The organism is Neorhizobium sp. S3-V5DH, from assembly GCF_004343065.1.
Lineage (GTDB): Bacteria > Pseudomonadota > Alphaproteobacteria > Rhizobiales > Rhizobiaceae > Neorhizobium > Neorhizobium huautlense.
This window is the reverse complement of record NZ_SMCL01000020.1, coordinates 65,760-79,677: the sequence shown is the minus strand read 5'-3', so window position 1 is coordinate 79,677 and position 13,918 is coordinate 65,760. Positions and strand designations below refer to the sequence as shown.

At 61.1% G+C, this 13,918-nt stretch carries 13 protein-coding genes; 3 read left to right on the top strand and 10 right to left on the bottom strand.

Going from position 1 to position 13,918, the window contains the following annotated elements; genetic code table 11:
• Positions 1–21: 21 nt before the first annotated feature.
• From thiM to thiD, 3 genes are read left to right on the top strand one after another with little or no spacing between them, the layout of a single operon-like run.
• Positions 22–819, top strand: coding sequence for a hydroxyethylthiazole kinase (thiM, locus tag EDE09_RS22125; protein ID WP_132412968.1), 798 nt, complete (start codon positions 22–24; stop codon positions 817–819).
• Entirely contained in the window at positions 816–1,451 is a 636-nt protein-coding gene (gene thiE / locus EDE09_RS22120; RefSeq protein WP_105370994.1) for a thiamine phosphate synthase, read from the top strand. The genes thiM and thiE overlap by 4 nt, the downstream gene beginning before the upstream one ends.
• Positions 1,448–2,269, top strand: coding sequence for a bifunctional hydroxymethylpyrimidine kinase/phosphomethylpyrimidine kinase (gene thiD, locus EDE09_RS22115; RefSeq protein ID WP_105370993.1), 822 nt, complete (start codon positions 1,448–1,450; stop codon positions 2,267–2,269). Before thiE ends, thiD begins: the two co-directional genes overlap by 4 nt.
• Before the next feature lie 28 nt (positions 2,270–2,297).
• Here thiD and EDE09_RS22110 read toward each other — a convergent pair whose 3' ends face one another.
• From EDE09_RS22110 to hutF, 10 genes are all read right to left on the bottom strand, one after another.
• Positions 2,298–2,879, bottom strand: a complete 582-nt coding sequence (locus EDE09_RS22110; protein WP_132412966.1) for a HutD family protein — start codon at positions 2,877–2,879, stop codon at positions 2,298–2,300.
• An 8-nt stretch (positions 2,880–2,887) separates the two neighbouring features.
• On the bottom strand, positions 2,888–4,561 hold the full coding sequence (hutU, locus tag EDE09_RS22105) for a urocanate hydratase (protein WP_105370991.1): 1,674 nt from the start codon (positions 4,559–4,561) through the stop codon (positions 2,888–2,890).
• A 1-nt stretch (position 4,562) separates the two neighbouring features.
• Positions 4,563–5,372 carry an N-formylglutamate deformylase gene (gene hutG, locus EDE09_RS22100; RefSeq protein WP_105370990.1) on the bottom strand — a complete coding sequence of 270 codons (810 nt, stop codon included), beginning with the start codon at positions 5,370–5,372 and terminating at the stop codon, positions 4,563–4,565.
• A 1-nt stretch (position 5,373) separates the two neighbouring features.
• Complete coding sequence (hutH, locus tag EDE09_RS22095; protein ID WP_105370989.1) at positions 5,374–6,909, bottom strand: histidine ammonia-lyase; 1,536 nt, start codon at positions 6,907–6,909, stop codon at positions 5,374–5,376.
• Positions 6,906–8,138 carry an imidazolonepropionase gene (gene hutI / locus EDE09_RS22090; RefSeq protein ID WP_105370988.1) on the bottom strand — a complete coding sequence of 411 codons (1,233 nt, stop codon included), beginning with the start codon at positions 8,136–8,138 and terminating at the stop codon, positions 6,906–6,908. The genes hutH (EDE09_RS22095) and hutI overlap by 4 nt, the downstream gene beginning before the upstream one ends.
• On the bottom strand, positions 8,135–9,643 hold the full coding sequence (gene hutH / locus EDE09_RS22085) for a histidine ammonia-lyase (protein WP_105370987.1): 1,509 nt from the start codon (positions 9,641–9,643) through the stop codon (positions 8,135–8,137). The genes hutI and hutH (EDE09_RS22085) overlap by 4 nt, the downstream gene beginning before the upstream one ends.
• Positions 9,636–10,466: a glycine betaine/L-proline ABC transporter ATP-binding protein gene (locus tag EDE09_RS22080; RefSeq protein WP_132412964.1), complete on the bottom strand. Its 831-nt coding sequence runs from the start codon at positions 10,464–10,466 to the stop codon at positions 9,636–9,638. Before EDE09_RS22080 ends, hutH (EDE09_RS22085) begins: the two co-directional genes overlap by 8 nt.
• Positions 10,459–11,316, bottom strand: a complete 858-nt coding sequence (locus tag EDE09_RS22075) for a proline/glycine betaine ABC transporter permease (protein ID WP_132412962.1) — start codon at positions 11,314–11,316, stop codon at positions 10,459–10,461. Before EDE09_RS22075 ends, EDE09_RS22080 begins: the two co-directional genes overlap by 8 nt.
• A 105-nt stretch (positions 11,317–11,421) precedes the next feature.
• Positions 11,422–12,459, bottom strand: coding sequence for an ABC transporter substrate-binding protein (locus EDE09_RS22070; protein ID WP_132412960.1), 1,038 nt, complete (start codon positions 12,457–12,459; stop codon positions 11,422–11,424).
• 46 nt (positions 12,460–12,505) lie between these two features.
• Positions 12,506–13,876 (bottom strand): formimidoylglutamate deiminase, encoded by a 1,371-nt coding sequence (gene hutF / locus EDE09_RS22065; RefSeq protein ID WP_132412958.1) that lies wholly within the window; start codon positions 13,874–13,876, stop codon positions 12,506–12,508.
• Positions 13,877–13,918: the final 42 nt, after the last annotated feature.

The following is a 13,918-nucleotide window of genomic DNA, read 5'->3' as shown; positions in this document are numbered from 1 at the left end:
CCTGAAAAGGCGAGGACGCAGATGACAGACACTCCAGGCCAGATTCTATCGGCAATGCGCCAAAAGAACCCCCTTGTGCAGAACATCACCAATTTCGTGGCGATGAACATCGCGGCCAATGTGATGCTCGCCGCCGGCGCCTCGCCAGCCATGGTGCATGCGAAGGAGGAAGCAGGAGATTTCGCTCGCATCGCTGCGGCGTTGACGATCAACATCGGAACGCTTTCGCCTTACTTCCTTTCCGGCATGAAGGAAGCGGCAAAAGCTGCCAGCGAGGAGGGCAAGCCCTGGATCCTCGATCCGGTCGCCCATTTCGCGACCCCCTACCGCAGCGCTGCCGTTACAGAACTCCTGGCGCTGAAGCCCACAGTCATTCGCGGCAACGCCTCGGAGATCATGGCACTTACAGGAGCGCAATCTCGCGGTCAGGGCGTCGACAGCGGCGACAAAACCGAAAAGGCCGAAGACGCCGCCGTTGCGCTTGCTCGTGATCACGCCTGCGTCGTAGCCGTTACCGGCGAAATGGACTTCGTTACCAACGGTTCTCGCTCCGTCCATATCCTCGGCGGATCTGATCTTATGCCTCGTGTTACGGCACTTGGTTGCTCTCTGACCGCTCTGGTTGGTGCCTTTGTCGCAGTCCGTCCGGATAGGCCGTTCGACGCGACGGTGGCCGCCCTCGCGATGTTCGCGGTCGCGGGGGAGGAAGCAGCACTCACTGCTAATGGCCCCGGTTCTTTCTCTCCCCTTTTTCTTGACCGGTTGGCATCGCTTTCGCCAGAGACGCTGGATGCCAAAGCGAAGCTCGTAGCAGCATGAAAGCCTTCGATCTATCCGTCTATCTCGTCCTCGATCCCGAGTTATGCCAAGGCCTCGGCATGGCGCAGACCGCTCGGCTCGCCGTGGAAGGTGGTGCGACCATGGTTCAATTGCGTGACAAAAACGCCAGCACCGCAAGGATGATCGAGACCGGTCAGGCGTTGAAAGCGGCACTCGCAGGCAGCGGCATACCTTTGATCGTCAATGACGATGTCGAAGCCGCGATCGCCATCGGCGCCGAGGGAGTGCATGTGGGACAGAGCGACATGGGGGCATCGATGGCGCGCCGCCGCGTCGGAGAGGGTATGATCGTCGGCGTGTCGGTCGAAACCGAGGAGCTTGCGCAGGGCGTCGATCCATCTCTCGTCGACTACGTCGGAATAGGCCCGGTCTTCGCCACTCCCACCAAACCGGATCACAAGCAGCCGATCGGCTTCGATGGATTGGCGCGTATCGTGGCGGCCGCATCGGTGCCAGCGGTCGCCATCGGCGGCCTCAGGGCGGAACACGCCGGCAAGGCGCTGGCGGCAGGTGCCCACGGGATCGCCGTAGTCTCCGCCATTTGCGGCCAGCCGGACCCGAAGGAAGCCGCACGAAGAATAACTGACGAGGTCAGAAAGGCGCGCCTATGATCCGCAATGTTTTATCCATCGCAGGCTCCGATCCCTCCGGCGGCGCGGGAATTCAGGCGGACCTGAAGACGTTTTCGGCGCGGGGCACCTTTGGAATGGCAGTCCTTACTGCCTTGACGGCGCAAAACACGGTGGGGGTAACAGGAGTGCATCTCGTACCGCCTGCTTTCGTGGCCGGGCAGATCCACGCCATTTTTGCCGACATCCGGGTCGATGCGGTCAAGATCGGCATGATTGCCAATGCGGAAATCGCCGAAGTCGTTGCGGATGCCCTCCGTCCCTATAATGACAATCTGCCGATCGTGCTCGATCCTGTCATGGTCGCCAAAGGGGGGGCGTCACTTCTGGCTTCCGATGCGATAGAGATCCTGATCCGTCGGCTAATACCCATGTCCACGCTGGTCACGCCCAACCTGCCGGAAGCCGCGGCTCTTCTAGGTGAAGCGATGGCGGTAGACCGCGCGGGAATGGCCGGCCAGGCCGAGAGACTACTCCGGCTGGGGCCGAAGGCGGCGCTGATCAAGGGTGGCCATCTTGAAAGGGCTGAAAGCCCCGACGTCCTGGCGGAATCCACCGGTCTTCACTGGTTTGAGGGTACGCGGGTCTCCACGCAAAACACCCATGGCACAGGTTGCACCTTGTCCAGTGCGATCGCCGCCGAACTTGCCAAAGGCGCTCCGCTTGCCGAATCCGTTGCGATCGCCAAGGACTATCTTGCAGGCGCCATAGCTGCAGCCGGCACACTGAGTGTCGGCAACGGCCACGGGCCTGTCCAGCACTTCCACGCGCTATGGGCGAGTGAACAACAGCCGAGCTGACCTGGGCGGGAAGGTTGCCTGCCTCCCCTCACGAAAGGCGCTCCATCTCGATGAGATAAACGACGCTGCTCTGCTCGGCGGTCAAATGGACATGCACATCCGGGGCTATCCAGCAAAGGACGTCTTGTCCTTCTGCCGCAAGCTCGATTCCATCCGCTCGAACCATGCAGGTGCCCGTAAAAACAATCGCGGAAAGTGCCTTGGCGGTATTGAAGACAAGGGGTCCCTCGAAGGCACATCGCTGCACGTGATGCCATGCGTAGCCGCGAAGCGTCATGACGTTGAGGTCGGTAATCGGGCCGCCCAGACATCTGGCGGAGACGCTACTATCGCCGGAGAATGGAAAAGGGCCGCACAATGCCCGCATTTCCGGCTGCAGGACGCCGTCCACAGTTAGCTGCATGCCGTCGCCGGCAAGGACCGCGATGGTCCGGTCAATGCCGGGAAAGGGCGAGAAATCACTCTCGCCCTCTACTGTCGCGAGGCTGACGCGCCAGAGAAACCGGCCATCTGGATTGCCCGGCAAGGGTTCGGACGCCACCTCCCGAGTGACGCCCTTGCCATTTTTCCAGGGCATGGCCCTATGCTTGTCTGCCTTGAGGAGACGCATCTCGGTCCTCAATTGCCGAGGATGCCCGGCAGCCGCAAGCCCTTTTCCTTAGCGCATTCGAGCGCGATTTCGTAACCCGCATCGGCATGGCGCATGACGCCGGTGGCCGGATCGTTCCACAGAACTCGCTCCAGACGCTTGGCAGCGTCATCGGAGCCGTCTGCGCAGATGACAACGCCCGAATGCTGCGAGAAACCCATGCCGACACCGCCCCCATGGTGCAGTGAGACCCATGTCGCGCCAGAGGCGCAGTTGAGCAGGGCATTGAGAAGCGGCCAGTCGGATACTGCATCCGATCCGTCCTTCATGGCTTCCGTCTCGCGGTTGGGTGAAGCGACGGAACCACTGTCCAAATGATCGCGGCCGATGACGACAGGTGCTTTCAATTCGCCACTCTTGACCATTTCGTTAAAGGCCAGCGCCAGACGGTGACGATCGCCCAGGCCCACCCAGCATATCCGGGCCGGCAGGCCCTGGAAGGCGATGCGCTCGCGGGCCATGTCCAGCCAGTTATGCAGGTGCTTGTTGTCCGGCAGCAGTTCCTTCACCTTGGCATCGGTTTTGTAGATGTCCTCCGGATCGCCGGAAAGTGCCGCCCAACGGAAGGGGCCGATACCACGGCAAAACAGCGGACGGATATAGGCAGGCACGAAGCCCGGGAAAGCGAAGGCGTTCTCAAGCCCCTCTTCCTTGGCAACCTGGCGGATATTGTTACCGTAATCGAGCGTGGGAACGCCCATATTCCAAAAATCGACCATGGCGGCGACATGGATTTTCATCGAAGCCCGGGCGGCGGCTTCAACCGTCTTCGGATCGCTTTCCTGCTTCGCCCGCCATTCGGCGACCGTCCAGCCGATCGGCAGATAGCCGTGAACCGGGTCATGGGCCGAGGTTTGATCGGTCACGATGTCGGGCTTTACACCACGGCGAACCAGTTCGGGAAATATCTCGGCAGCATTGCCGATGAGACCGACAGACTTGGCTTCACCCGCTTTCGTCCACTGGTCGATAAGTGCCAGAGCTTCATCCAAGGTATGGGCCTTCGCATCGACATAGCGGGTGCGCAGGCGGAAGTCGACGCGTGTCTCGTCGCATTCGACGGCGAGGCAGCAGGCACCGGCCATGACGGCCGCAAGCGGCTGGGCGCCTCCCATGCCCCCGAGACCGCCGGTCAGTATCCACTTGCCCTTCAGGTTGCCGCCATAGTGCTGGCGGCCGGCTTCCACGAAAGTCTCGTAGGTTCCCTGCACGATGCCCTGCGTGCCGATATAGATCCAGGAACCGGCCGTCATCTGGCCGTACATGGCCAAACCTTTGCGGTCGAGTTCGTTGAAATGGTCCCAGGTGGCCCAATGCGGGACAAGATTGGAATTGGCGATTAGGACACGCGGTGCGTCCTTGTGCGTCCGAAACACACCAACCGGCTTACCCGACTGCACGATAAGGGTCTCCTCTTCGGTCAGCGTTTTCAGTGTCGCGACGATGCGATCGAAATCCTCCCAGGTGCGGGCGGCACGGCCGATGCCGCCATAAACCACCAGTTCATGCGGACGTTCGGCAACGTCCGGATCGAGGTTATTCATCAGCATGCGCAGCGGGGCTTCGGTCATCCAGCTCTTGGCGTTCAACTCCGGGCCTTGCGGTGCACGGACTTCGCGGATGTTGTGGCGTGGGTTGCTCATCTCAATTTCCCTCGGTCTTCAATTGATCCGCAACGGTTTCGATGCGTGTCAGGATCTCTTTCAGGTGGAAGCGCAGCTCCTCGGCCTTCGTCTCGTCATAGGCGAAGGGTGGTTCTTCAGCGGCCAGATGCGAAATCTGCGAAAGCTCCATCTGGATTGCATGGACGCCCGTTTCCGGCCGCCCGTAGTGACGGGTCGTCCAACCACCCTTAAAGCGGCCGTTGAGGATCGCCGTGTAGCCTCTGGCTGAGCGAGCCACTTCGATAGCTGCCGCCTCGATACGAGGATCGCAGGTACGCCCCATATCCGTACCGATGTTGAAATCGGGCAGTCGTCCTTCAAACAGGAACGGAATGAGCGAACGGATGGAGTGGCAATCATAGAGCACCGCGACACCATTGATCGTCTTGACCCGTTCAATCTCGGCAAGAAGGGCTGCGTGATATGGGGCATGAAAGTGTTGCAGCCGATAGGTGGTATCGGCTTCAGTCGGTTCTTCGCCTGGCTTCCAGATCGGCTTTCCGTCAAAGTCCGTCTCGGGGATCAGACCGGTGGTATTCTGGCCGGGGTAAAGGCTCGCGCCGGTGGGATCGCGGTTGGCGTCGATGACATAACGATGGAAGGTCGCCCGCACGGTCGTCGCCTGCGGTAACAGATCGGCGTAGAGATCATGAATGTGCCAGTCGGTGTCCGCGAGCAACCGTCCGTTCTCGTTCAGGCGCTCTCGAACGTCTGGTGGAACCTCTGTCCCTGTGTGAGGGAAGGCGAGAATGACGGGGGATGTGCCCTGAACGATTTCAAAGACTGCCATATCAGCCCTCCAATCCCGGAAGCAGACCGTCGGAGACGCTCGCGACGAGTGATCCGTCCGCCACAAGAGCACTTGCAGCAGCCAGATCCGGCGCCATGAAGCGATCCTCTTCAAGGGTCCGGACGACGGCTCGCAAAGTGGCGATCGCCTTCTGCAGTTCAGGACTGGTGGTCAACGGTGCGCGAAAATCCACCCCTTGGGCCGCCGTCACCGCTTCGATGCCGATGATGCCGAAGAGGTTTTCCGTCATCTGCAGCAGCCGGCGCGCACCGTGGCAGGCCATGGAAACATGGTCTTCCTGGTTGGCCGAGGTCGGTGTCGAATCCACCGAGGCCGGATGCGCCATCTGCTTGTTCTCGCTCATCAAGGCGGCGGACGTGACTTCGGCAATCATCAGGCCGGAGTTCAACCCCGGCTTCCTGGCCAGAAAGGCCGGAAGCCCGTAGGAAAGCGTCGGATCAACCAGAAGCGCTATGCGGCGCTGAGCGATCGCGCCGATCTCGCAAACCGCAATGGCGATCTGGTCTGCGGCAAAGGCCACCGGCTCGGCATGGAAGTTGCCCCCGGAAACGACGCTGTCGTCGGACAGAACCAGCGGGTTGTCGGTGACTGCATTGGCCTCGATTTCGAGCGTGTGGCCGGCCATGCGCAACAAGTCGAGACAAGCGCCGTCGACTTGCGGCTGGCAGCGGATGCAGTACGGATCCTGCACTCGCTCGTCACCCTGCAGATGGCTTTCCCTAATAACCGACCCGGCGAGCAAACCACGCAATGCCGCCGCTGTGTCGATCTGGCCCCTGTGGCCACGCAGCGCGTGAATGTCGGCGACAAATGGTGCGGACGACCCCATCGCCGCATCGGTCGAAAGCGCCCCGGTGATCAAAGCCGCCTGCGCCGCCCGATGTGCACGAAACAGGCCAGCGAGAGCCAGAGCTGTCGATGCCTGGGTGCCGTTGATCAGAGCCAGCCCTTCCTTGGCGGCGAGGACGACCGGGGTCAGCCCGGCGCGCTCTAGCGCGACACCGCCCGGCAGCCGCTCGCCTTCATAAAAGGCTTCGGCCTCGCCCATCATCACCGCTGCCATATGCGCGAGCGGGGCCAGATCTCCGGATGCGCCGACCGACCCCTTTTCCGGGATCAATGGTATCACGCCCCTTTCCAGCATGGCCTCGATCAGGCGCACCAGTTCGAGCCGCACGCCGGAAGCGCCACGGCCGAGTGACACCAGCTTCAGCGCCATGATCAGGCGAACGATATTTTCCGGCAGCGGCACGCCAATCCCGCAGCAATGGGACAGGATCAGATTGCGCTGCAGCACTGCCGTATCGCTGGCGTCGATCTTGATCGATGCGAGTTTTCCAAACCCGGTATTGACCCCATAGACCGGTTCGTTGCCGGCTGCGATCGCAGCAATCCGGGCAGCGGCGCGTTCAATGCCAGAATCAAAGCTGCGGTCCAGTACGGCACGCCCGTTGTTCCAGTAGATCGCCGCCAGTTCGGCGAGCGATACGCGGCCGGGATGAAGTGTGATCGTCACGATGAAACTCCTGACATGGATGTGGAAGTCAGCTCGCCGCGCCAAATCCGCCGATGCAGAGGATTGAAGCCGATCCGGTAAACCAGTTCGGCGGGGCTCTCGATATCCCAGATGGCGAGATCCGCCTGTTTGCCGACCTCGATAGTGCCGATGCTGTCCAGACGGCCAAGCGTCCGGGCCGCCTCACGGGTCACACCGGCCAAGCATTCTTCAACCGTCAGGTGAAAGAGAGTGGCGCCCATATTCATTGTCAGCAGCAGCGAAGTCAGCGGCGATGTGCCGGGGTTGCAGTCCGTGGCGAGCGCCATCCTCGTTGCGTGCTTACGAAACAGCTCGACCGGCGGTTTCTTCGTTTCGCGGATGAAATAATAGGCACCGGGCAGCAGGACGGCGACGGTTCCAGCCTCGGACATGGCGACAGCGCCTTCCTCATCGGTATACTCCAGGTGATCTGCCGAAAGTGCGCCATATTCTGCGGCAAGAGCCGCGCCATGAAGGTTGGAAAGCTGATCGGCATGCAGCTTGATCGGGAGGCCAAGCGCCCTCGCCGCGTCGAAGACGATACGCATCTCGTCCGGCAGGAAGGCAATGCCCTCGCAGAAGCCATCCACGGCATCTACGAGCCCTTGCGCATGCGCGGCTTGAAGCCCCGGCAACACCACGTCGCGGATAAAATCGCCATTGCGCCCTTTGTAATCTGCCGGCGTCGCGTGCGCCCCGAGATATGTGGTGGTAAGGTTGACCTTGCGCTCGTTCGCGAGAGACCGCGCAGCGCGCAACATCTTGAGTTCGTCCTCGACGGTTAAGCCATAACCGGATTTGATTTCGACGGTGGTGACGCCTTCCGCCATCAGCGCATCCAGCCGCGGCAGGCTTTCGGCCACCAGATCCGTTTCGCTCGCCTCTCTCACCTGCCGGACGGACGAAACGATGCCGCCGCCCGCACGGGCGATCTCCTCATAAGATGCCCCGGCGAGCCGCATTTCGAATTCTCGTGCGCGGTTTCCGGCATGGACGAGATGGGTATGACAGTCAATCAGCCCCGGCGTGATCCAGCGGCCCTCGCAGTCCAGGACGTCGAGGCGATCGACCGCGGAGACACTTGCTTCATCGCCGACATAGGCAATGCGGCCGCCTTCGATCAAAATCGCCCCGCGGTCAATCACTCCGAGCCCTGGGTGGTTCGGCGACATGGTTGCCAGCCTTGCATTGCGCAACAGTGTCGTCATAGCGCCTCGCTTTCAGATCCAACACGGGTCACGCCAATGAGGCCGCGAACCCGGCCTACAAGGGCATTCAGCGGTTGATCATCCTGATAAAAAGGTACTTCCCGCCGGACCAGATCATAGAGCCGCGCCGTTCGAGCGGCCTTGGCTGCCGATCCCGGCTGCTGATCATAGGCCTGCGCCGCCGCCGCCACTTCGATCGCAAGAACGGTCTGCAGATTGTCGAGGATCGCCAGCGCCTTGTCGGCCGCCGGTGTGGCATGGGTCAGAATGTCTTCCTGCAGCGCGGACGTGATGCCGCCATCAAGGCTTGCAGGCGCAGCCAGTCGACGATTTTCCGCCACAAGCGCGGCGGCCGTGTACTGAATGATCATGAAACCGGAACATACGCCGCTTCCGGCGGCAAGAAACGCAGGCAGGCCGCTCACGAGCGGGTTCACCAACCGGTCGATCCGCCGCTCGGAAATCGCCGCGAGCTCGGCAGCAGCGGTCGCCACGCTGTCCATGGCCAGACCCAAACCGGCCCCGACTGCGTGAGCCTGCGAATGAACCTGCGGCGCTTCCGGTGAGCCGGTGACGATGGGATTGTCCGTCACGCTAGATAACTCCCGATCGATGACCTCCTGGGCCTGCTCCAAAGCATCACGGACGGCACCATGGATCTGCGGCACCGCGCGGAGGCTCAAAGGATCCTGCGTGCGGCTCCCGGCCGATTGCGCCAGAAGCTGACTTCCCGCAAGCCAGTGGCGGAGGTTTCGCCCGACCCGCTGCAGCCCCGCGGAACGGCGCAGCGAAAGCGGCATTTCGGCAAACGGATCAGCCTGGGCACCGAGGTTTTCGTAGGTCATCGCCGCGGCCGCATCCGCCCAGTCGAGCAGATGAAAGAAGCGCGAAATCGCCAGCGCACCAAGACCTGTCGCACAGGGTGTCCCATTGACCAGGCTCAGGCCTTCCTTCGCCTTCAGCGTAACCGGTTCTAGGCCGACCCGGTTCAGCGCCTCGCGTCCAGCGATCAATTCGCCGGCCTGCCTGCATTCGCCTTCGCCGATCAGAACCAGACCAATAGCCGCGGCATGAGTGAGGTAGCCGACCGAGCCCCGCGAAGGAATGACGGGCAGGATATCCGCATTCAGCAATGCCAGAAGCGCCTCGACCACTTTAACGCTGATGCCGGAAAAGCCATGCGCGAAATTGGCAATCTGCGCGGCCATGATCGCGCGCGTCTCCGCATTGCCGAGCGGCTCGCCGACGCCGCAAGCATGGCTGAAGAGGATGTTTCGTGAGAGCGTCTGCTGATCGTCGCGATCGATGACGACATCGCACAGCGCACCAACACCGGTATTGATGCCATAGCCGCGGATTTCCCGTTCGACCAGTGCATCAACAATCGCGCGCGCCTTTGAAATCCGCTGCCAGGATTCGGCGGAAAGAACCAACTCAGCGCCATTGGCGATTGCCGCAATCTCTTTCCAGGTCAAAACTTTATCGAGAACGACAACGTCAGCCATGATGGGCTGCCTCTGCACCGGCACGGCGCTGCACGAAACGGGCAACATAGTCATCTGCCGGCGTATTCAAGATCTGGCTTGGCGTACCGACCTGCACGAGCCGACCGTCCTTCAGAATGGCAATCTCGGCGCCGATACGCAGCGCCTCATCGAGATCGTGCGTGATGAAGACGATGGTCTTGGAGAGATTCTTCTCCAATTGCAGCAACTGGTCCTGCATATCGCTGCGGATCAGCGGATCCAGGGCCGAAAAAGCCTCGTCCATCAGGATCACGTCGGTGTCTGCGGCCAGCGCACGCGCCAGCCCGACACGTTGCTTCATGCCACCCGAAAGCTGGTGTGGATATTTGTTCTCGTAACCGAGCAGGCCGACGGTCTCGATCCATTTCATGCCGATCGGATTGGCCTCCGCCTTGCTTAAACCCCGCACCCGCTGACCGTAGACTACGTTCTGCAACACCGTCCGATGCGGCATCAGGCCGAAGCTCTGGAACACCATGCTCACGCGGCGAGTGCGGAACTCCCTGAGGTCACGTCGATTGAGGGCGAGCACATTGCGACCATCAACGAGGATCTGCCCGCTGGTCGGCTCGATCAGGCGATTGATATGGCGCACCAGGGTGGATTTTCCCGAACCGGAAAGCCCCATGATCACAAAGATGCGGGATGCGCCGATCGTCAGGCTGATATCGTTCAGACCAACGCTGCATCCGGTGCGCTCGAGAATTTCGCCCTTCTCGGCACCGTCGCGCGCCATTGCCAGGGCGTCGCGAGAATTTCGGCCGAAGATCTTGAAGACATTGCGGATCTCTATCTCAGCCATTCTGGCCGTCCTCCAGCTTGGAACGGCCGAAGCCTTGGGTGATACGATCAAGTACGATGGCCAGGATGACGATACCCAGTCCGGCTTCGAGCCCTTTGCCGACATCGAGCGTCTGAATGCCGTTCAACACCTGTTCGCCAAGGCCCCGCGCGCCGATCATGGAAGCCACCACGACCATGGAAAGGGCCATCATAATGGTCTGGTTGAGGCCGGCCATGATCGTTGGCGTCGCAAGCGGCAGTTCGACGCCGAACAGGATCTGCCGCGGGCTGCCGCCAAAGGCGGTTGCCGCCTCGACAACTTCGCCGTCGACCTGCCGGATGCCGAGATCGGTCAATCGGATCAACGGGGGTACTGCATAAACAATGGTGGCCAGCACGGCCGGTACCTTGCCGAGCCCGAAAAGCATGATCGCAGGAATGAGATAGACGAAACTCGGCATGGTCTGCATCACATCGAGAACCGGGAGTGTGATGCCACGCATGAGACGGCTCTTGGCCAGCCATATGCCCATCGGCACACCGATGGCGACCGAGATCAGCGTTGCCATCAGCATCAGAGCGAGCGTTTGCATGGCCAGATCCCACAGACCGAGGGCTCCGATCACGAACAGCATCGCCGCGACGATGAGGGCGAGCGCAAGCTTGCGCGTTGCCTGCCAGGTTAGCGCCATGAAAGCGATAATCACCAGCCACCAGGGCAAGCCGCGCACGATCCATTCGATGAAGAGGATGGCCTGCAAAATCGTCTGCGAAATCGCCTTGAAGACGAAGCCGTAGTTGACCACCAGCGACTGCACCGCCGTATTTATCGGTCCGCGGATGGAGATGTGGAAGCTATCGGGAAACATCGCTCAAGTCCTTGAGATGGCAAACCGCCCACGCCCACGCTTGGTACATCAAAGCGACGCGACGCATGGTCGTGGCCGCGCGCAGAGACGCGCGGCCACCTGAGACTATTTCAACGAGGCTTCGATCTTGGCCTTGGCGTCGGCCGAAACCCAGGCGTTCCAAACAGCACCCTTGGTCTTCAGGAACTGGTCGGCGGCAGCAACCGCGTCAGCCTTCTGATCGACCATGTAAGCGAGGCTCGCATTCACCTCTTCCAGTGGGAAAGTCGCCTTTTCCAGGATCTGGATAATTTCAGGCGCTTCCTTGGCAAAGGTGCTGTTGACGCCGTAGGCCACTTCGACGGCCGGGAAGGCGCAGCCGGCTTCGCGCTTGCCTGTCGCGCTTGTCAGCTCCTTCCAGCAGGCTTCGTCGTAAGCGGGCTCCTCAAGCTGAACCAGCTGGAACTTGCCCATGATGGCCGTGGGGCTCCAATAGTAGAAAAGCACCGGCTCACCCTGCAGATATGCCGAACTGATGGCCGCATCGAGCGCAGTTCCCGTGCCGGGGCGGAAGTTCACATAGGCGTCCGTGAGCTTGTAGGCCTCAAGCTTGGCGGTGTTGACGCCTTCGCAAGTCCAGCCGGACGGGCAATTCAGAAAGCGGCCCTTGGAAGGTTCTTCCGGATCCTTGAACAGCTCTACGATCTTCGGGTCGGAAAGCTGCGAGACGCTCTTCAGGTCGGGCGCCAGCGGCTTGACGCCCCGTGCCTGGTCTCCCTTGACGAGATATTCCGGCACGAACCAGCCTTCGGAAGCACCGACAAACGTCTTGCCGACCGAAGTGACCTGGCCCGCTGCGGCTGCATTGTTCCAGACATCGGAACGGCCGATCCACTCCTCGGCAAAGATCTGCACGTCATTGTTGGCAGTTGCCTGCTCCAACGTGACGGAATTGCCGGGGATCGAGTCCACCTTGCAATCATAACCCTTCAACAGGATCGCCTTCATCACCTCAGTAATGAGGGCGCCGCTCTCCCAATCGATGCCGGCGAAGGTGACGGTCTTGCCGTCTGCGCAATAGGAGGCCGCGTTGGCACCGGTAAAGGAGCCGCCGAACATCAATCCGGCGGCAAGCAGCGTGTATTTCAGTTGGGCACTCAGCATGAAATTCCCCTTTTTGTTAGCTCATGAGTTGGTGCAAGTTGAAGGCCTAGGCCAGTTTCAGAAGAACCTCCCGGAACGCACGATCGATTGCCTCCTCATCCCTGTGGCGACCCTCTCGGACCACCCATTGTCCCCCCGCCATAACGTCGCGAACCGCTTCAGATCCAAGCGCAAACAGCCACCGGTCGAGAACCTGATCGCCGGAAGCTGCGCCGATAAAAGGATTGTTGCCGTCGAGAACCACCAGATCGGCCCTTGCTCCGACTCGGATACCGCTGGTGCGCAGTCCGGCCGCCTGGCAGCCCCCGGCAAGCGCCGCGTCGAACATGGTCCTGCCGACGGATGCACCCGGACGGGTAGCGAGCCGGTTGCGCCGACGATCGCGCAGCCTCTGGCTGTATTCCAAAAGACGCAGCTCTTCCCCGACCGTCGTCGCGACATGGCTATCCGTTCCAATGCCGAAACGTCCACCCGATCCGACGAAATCCGTTGCGGGAAAAATTCCGTCGCCCAGATTGGCTTCGGTCGCCGGACAAAGACCGGCCACCGCCCCCGAGCGAGCAAGCCGCCCGGTTTCATCGGTGGTCATATGCGTGGCATGGATGGCGCACCACCTGTCGTCCACGGGCATCTCGTCGAGCAGGAATTCCACCGGTCGGCGTCTGCTCCACGCGAGACATTCCTCGACCTCGCGCTCCTGCTCAGCCACATGGATATGGATCGGCCCGCCGGTTTCTTCGGCCGCCAAGATCTCCCGCATTTCGTCTGGCGTCGCTGCCCGCAGCGAATGGATCGCAAGACCAAGTGTCGCGCCCGCAGATCGGCAATCGGGCTTCAACGCCTCGAGAAGCCCAAGAAATTGGTCGACGTCATGGATAAACGGGCGCTGCCCCTCGCCGGGAGCGATCCCGCCAAAACCGGCATGGGCATAAAAGACCGGCAGGTGGGTCAGCCCTATCCCTGCGGCTTGTGCGGCACGTAGGATGCGCCGGGATGTTTCCCCCACATTTGCATAGGGGCGGCCACCGGCAGCATGATGGAGATAGTGGAATTCGACGACGTGACCGAAGCCGCCCTTGATGAGTTCACTGTACAACTTGGTTGCGACGATCTCGATATCATCCGGAGACATTCGGCCGACGAGCCGGTACATCGCGTCACGCCACGTCCAGAAGCTGTCATCGGTCGATCCGGCAAGCTCAGCAAGGCCGGCCATGGCCCGCTGAAAAGCATGGGAATGCAGGTTTACTAGAGGGGAAACCACCGGCCCGGCCAGTTCCACGAGATCTTGCCTTGCGTCGGCACTGGTCTCGATTGCGGTAATCAATCCCTCGCCATCGACGGCCAAGACCACATCGGACGCCCAACCTTCCGGTAGCAAAATCTGTCTGCACAGGAGAGTTTGAGATGCCGCCATTTGCTTCACCTGAGAAAGTTGTATAGGGAACATGGCAGAGTT

Excerpts from the sequence above, each read along its gene's own strand:
- thiM (WP_132412968.1), top strand. The coding sequence starts at position 22 with ATGACAGACACTCCAGGCCAGATTCTATCGGCAATGCGCCAAAAGAAC.
- thiE (WP_105370994.1), top strand. The coding sequence starts at position 816 with ATGAAAGCCTTCGATCTATCCGTCTATCTCGTCCTCGATCCCGAGTTA.
- thiD (WP_105370993.1), top strand. The coding sequence starts at position 1,448 with ATGATCCGCAATGTTTTATCCATCGCAGGCTCCGATCCCTCCGGCGGC.
- EDE09_RS22110 (WP_132412966.1), bottom strand. The coding sequence starts at position 2,879 with ATGCGTCTCCTCAAGGCAGACAAGCATAGGGCCATGCCCTGGAAAAAT.
- hutU (WP_105370991.1), bottom strand. The coding sequence starts at position 4,561 with ATGAGCAACCCACGCCACAACATCCGCGAAGTCCGTGCACCGCAAGGC.
- hutG (WP_105370990.1), bottom strand. The coding sequence starts at position 5,372 with ATGGCAGTCTTTGAAATCGTTCAGGGCACATCCCCCGTCATTCTCGCC.
- hutI (WP_105370988.1), bottom strand. The coding sequence starts at position 8,138 with ATGACGACACTGTTGCGCAATGCAAGGCTGGCAACCATGTCGCCGAAC.
- hutH (WP_105370987.1), bottom strand. The coding sequence starts at position 9,643 with ATGGCTGACGTTGTCGTTCTCGATAAAGTTTTGACCTGGAAAGAGATT.
- EDE09_RS22080 (WP_132412964.1), bottom strand. The coding sequence starts at position 10,466 with ATGGCTGAGATAGAGATCCGCAATGTCTTCAAGATCTTCGGCCGAAAT.
- EDE09_RS22075 (WP_132412962.1), bottom strand. The coding sequence starts at position 11,316 with ATGTTTCCCGATAGCTTCCACATCTCCATCCGCGGACCGATAAATACG.
- EDE09_RS22070 (WP_132412960.1), bottom strand. The coding sequence starts at position 12,459 with ATGCTGAGTGCCCAACTGAAATACACGCTGCTTGCCGCCGGATTGATG.
- hutF (WP_132412958.1), bottom strand. The coding sequence starts at position 13,876 with ATGGCGGCATCTCAAACTCTCCTGTGCAGACAGATTTTGCTACCGGAA.